Origin of the sequence: Methylobacterium sp. WL116, assembly GCF_008039455.1 — a bacterium.
GTDB lineage: Bacteria > Pseudomonadota > Alphaproteobacteria > Rhizobiales > Beijerinckiaceae > Methylobacterium.
Genome location: NZ_VRUV01000512.1, coordinates 1 through 3,268, shown reverse-complemented (window position 1 = coordinate 3,268; position 3,268 = coordinate 1). Strand labels below are relative to the sequence as shown.

5 protein-coding genes and 1 pseudogene are annotated in these 3,268 nt (G+C 69.9%); all 6 read right to left on the bottom strand.

Features of this window, described 5'->3' with window-relative positions:
* Positions 1-44: 44 nt before the first annotated feature.
* Positions 45-491, bottom strand: a complete 447-nt coding sequence (locus FV223_RS23735) for a YidB family protein (RefSeq protein WP_147729285.1) — start codon at positions 489-491, stop codon at positions 45-47.
* Between the two features lie 53 nt (positions 492-544).
* Positions 545-1,105: a cupin domain-containing protein gene (locus FV223_RS23730; protein WP_147729284.1), complete on the bottom strand. Its 561-nt coding sequence runs from the start codon at positions 1,103-1,105 to the stop codon at positions 545-547.
* 37 nt (positions 1,106-1,142) lie between these two features.
* Entirely contained in the window at positions 1,143-1,433 is a 291-nt protein-coding gene (locus FV223_RS23725; protein WP_246686578.1) for a hypothetical protein, read from the bottom strand.
* Between the two features lie 75 nt (positions 1,434-1,508).
* Entirely contained in the window at positions 1,509-2,396 is an 888-nt protein-coding gene (locus tag FV223_RS23720) for a YsnF/AvaK domain-containing protein (RefSeq protein WP_147729283.1), read from the bottom strand.
* The gene (locus FV223_RS23715) at positions 2,393-2,890 is read right to left on the bottom strand and encodes a YsnF/AvaK domain-containing protein (RefSeq protein WP_147729282.1); all 498 of its coding nucleotides are present in this window, start codon (positions 2,888-2,890) and stop codon (positions 2,393-2,395) included. Before FV223_RS23715 ends, FV223_RS23720 begins: the two co-directional genes overlap by 4 nt.
* Before the next feature lie 2 nt (positions 2,891-2,892).
* Positions 2,893-3,268: pseudogene (locus tag FV223_RS23710) on the bottom strand (PhnA-like protein); the annotation flags it as partial.

Below are 3,268 nucleotides of genomic sequence, written 5' to 3'. Positions count from 1 at the left end.
CCGGGGGTCCAGGGTGAAGGGGGGCCGGAGCGGCTGAGAGGGCGTCAGTGCGCCGGCAGCCTGCCGTCGGGGGTGTAGCGGTCGACCGCCGAGGGAAGCACCCGAGACAGCCTGGAAAGAAGCTCGTCGCCGGAGAGCCCGGTCTGCTTTATCAGGGTGGCGAGCAGGTCGGGACCAATGGCAGAATGCAGGTGTTCGGCCGGGATCTCGGTGTTCCGGCCCTGCCGGACCCAGGTATCGGCGGCCTCGCCGTGACCGTTGCCGCGGAAGTGCTCGATCAACTGGCTCAGGCCCCCACCGAGGAGCCCGCCGGCACCCGTGCCGCCGAGGTTACCCAGAATACCCCCGAGGCCTGGTTGGCCATGCGCCGCACCGGAAGGTGTGGCGTCGGTCGCTCCCTTCAGCATCTCGGCGATCTTGTCCTTGTTCTGGAACCCGGCCACGGCGAGCAGGCCGAGCAAGGCGGTCATGGAGGGAAAGCCGTCACTCATCGCGTGTCTCCTGTGGTCGTGTATGCCGTTCACCGCGGCTGAGTGGCGGTGCCTTAGCCGGTCGTCGGGTTGGTCGGGTTGTCGTCGGTCGGTCCGAGCTTCTGCGTCTCCGGACGGTCGTCGGTCGCAACCTCTTCCAGGGTCATGTCGGGGGGCGTTGTCCCACGCTCCGGCATCGGGTCCGTCGGGGATTGCGCGGGAGGCTCTGCCGGCCCGTCGACCCACGCGTCGGGCTCCGCGAGGTTGAAGTCGTAGCCCTGCGAGCCGACCTCGGTGGCCTGGATGGTCAGCACCTTGCAGCCGTGGACCGAGGCATGGGGGCCGTGCACGACGCCGGCCGCGTGCGTCAGGTACGTCCCGGGCCCGAGGCTGCGACCCGCGTCCACGAGGTCACCCTCCAGCACGTAATGGGCTTCTGCTCCGTTCCTGTGGAAGTGTGCCGGGATCTCGGCTCCCGGCTTGATGTGGATGATGGTGGCGACCACCCCGCGCGAGGCGTCGACGTTGAGCAGCTGGGCCTCGATGCCCTCCGGGGTCGCCCCCGGGAGCTTGATCCCGGAGATTGCGATTCCGTCTGCCACGGCGACCAGCGAACCGTCGTTACCTATCGTCATCGGGTGTGGTTCATTCCGGGTTCTGGGTGTGCGTTCGTCATCGGGGGCGGCGATCCTCGGCCTGTTGTGCCCGGCGCTCGGTCGTGGTCTCCCGCACCCGGTACAAGGCGATGGCCGAACGGCACCCGGGCGAGACCTTCGCCATCTTGGCCCGGAAACAGGCCTCGACTCGGTCGCCGTTCGGATCGATGCCTGCGCAGAGCCGGAGGTAATCGCCGGTGCAGGCAGACCGCAGAGCCTCCTCGGAGACGCCGAGATCGCGGGCCTGCGCGGTCACGTTCGGCAGGGCGAGGAGGGCCGCCAGGCCGAGGATGCGAAACGGGGCCATGTCGGTTGCCTCCGATGACGGGTGCATGCGTCGAAGCGGGGCGGGGACGGCCGGAGGCCGCCCCCTGGTCGAGGCTTAGAGCGGCTTGTGCGGGACGGTCCCGGTGGCGGTGCCGGCGGTGCCGGTCCGGCTCACCGTCCCGCGCTCGTCGGTGACCTCGACCTCGGTGTGGCGCACCTTGTCGGTCACGGTCTCGACGCGGTCGGACGCCTCCTTGCGGATGCCGACCTCCCCGACGACGTGGGCTTCCTTCGAGACCACCGCCTGCTCGCGCATCTCGGTCGCCTCGATGATCTTGTCCTCGAACAGGGCCATGTCGCCCGGGGTCACCGCACGGTCGACCACGCGCCGGTCGACATGCACGGTCTCGTCCCGCAGGGTGACGTTCTCGCTCACCGCAGTCTCGACGGCGTAGGAGCGCACCCGCACCCGGCCGCTGTCGACCATGCGCTTACCGACGTTGAGGCGTTCCTCGACCACCGGGATGTACTCGGTCCCCTGGGCCGTGCCTGGGGCGGCGACGGACTCGGTGGATCCAGCCGCATGCAGGCCGGTGGTCCTTGTCGAGGCCGCGGTGGTGGCGGCCATCACCGGGGCCCCGGCGGCCTGCCCGCTCCAGCCGTCCTTGCGCCAGGAGGCCTCGCGCTCGTCCATGTCGACCGAGCCGTGCTCCTCAAGGATGTCGTAGGTCTGCTCGGCGTATCCGTCCTCGACGGTCGCGGTCAGCATGGTACCGCCGCGGTGCAGGCCCTCGGCGTGGAGGTGGCGATCCTCCTCCGGCATGAAGAACTCCTTCAGCGAGCCCCACATGCCTTCCTCGTGCGTCGTCGTGTCGGCTGTGCCGGCCTCGTTGCCGGACAGGATCCGGACGCCGACCTCGGGGATGCCGAGGGCGACGAGCTTCGCCTTGGCGGCGGTCGCCTCCGGGTAGGTGTCGTACATAGCGGTGATGGTCTGGGTCATGGTTCGATCTCCGATGAAGGCGTGGGGGACAGGGCCGTGACGTGCCCCTCGGGGGACACGCGTTCGATCACGGCTTGCTGCCTGCGCAGCGTCACCGGCATCTCGACGTCCTCGCCCGCCGTGGTCCGGCGGACATGCACCTCCTCCCGCAGGACGAGGCGCTTCTCGACGACGAGGATCTCTTCCAGGACGGGGATGATGGTCACCCCGTTCTCCTCGCGGACCACCGGGGGCGTCTCGCCCTCGGCCAAGGTCCGGTTGATCGGCACCCTGGTGACCCCGACCATGTCGCTACGCAGGGTCTCGCGCAGGATCTGGTCCGTGGTCTCGGTGCGGGTGGAGACCCGCACCCGTCCGGTCTCCACCGCCCGCTTGTCAATGCGGGCGGTCTCGGCGATCAGCGGGAGCGTTACGCTCTCGCCGACGGCGACCTCCGCCGCGTGCTTGTCCTGCGTCCCAAGGAGACGCGGCTCGATGGCGGAGGGGTCGCTCACCGTCAGACCCGACGCTGGGTCGTCGTGGCGGCGACGGCGGTGCGGGTGAGCACCGGATCGACGGCGGCTCCGCGACCGGCGAAGAAGGCAGCCAGCGCGCCGAGGACCAGCGCCAGGGCACCGTAGAGCGCGACCTGGGTCCGGGCCTGCTCGACCGGAATGTTCTGCGCCTTGGCCAAGGCCTGGGCCGCCTTCTCCTGCGCGTCCTTCTGCTGGGTGGCGTCACCGGTCACTGCAGCGCGCATCGCGCTGACGGCGGCGTTCTTCAGGGCCTCCGGATCGTTGCCGGTGCCGTTGCGAACCTTGCTCTCGATGTTCGAGAACGGGTTGTCCATGCCGGGGAGCGAGGGGGCCGCGGCCTGCGCGGCGGTCTTCACC

Bases quoted from the DNA above. Each gene is read 5' to 3' on its own strand.
- FV223_RS23730 (WP_147729284.1), bottom strand. From the start codon at position 1,105: ATGACGATAGGTAACGACGGTTCGCTGGTCGCCGTGGCAGACGGAATC.
- FV223_RS23720 (WP_147729283.1), bottom strand. From the start codon at position 2,396: ATGACCCAGACCATCACCGCTATGTACGACACCTACCCGGAGGCGACC.
- FV223_RS23735 (WP_147729285.1), bottom strand. From the start codon at position 491: ATGAGTGACGGCTTTCCCTCCATGACCGCCTTGCTCGGCCTGCTCGCC.
- FV223_RS23725 (WP_246686578.1), bottom strand. From the start codon at position 1,433: ATGGCCCCGTTTCGCATCCTCGGCCTGGCGGCCCTCCTCGCCCTGCCG.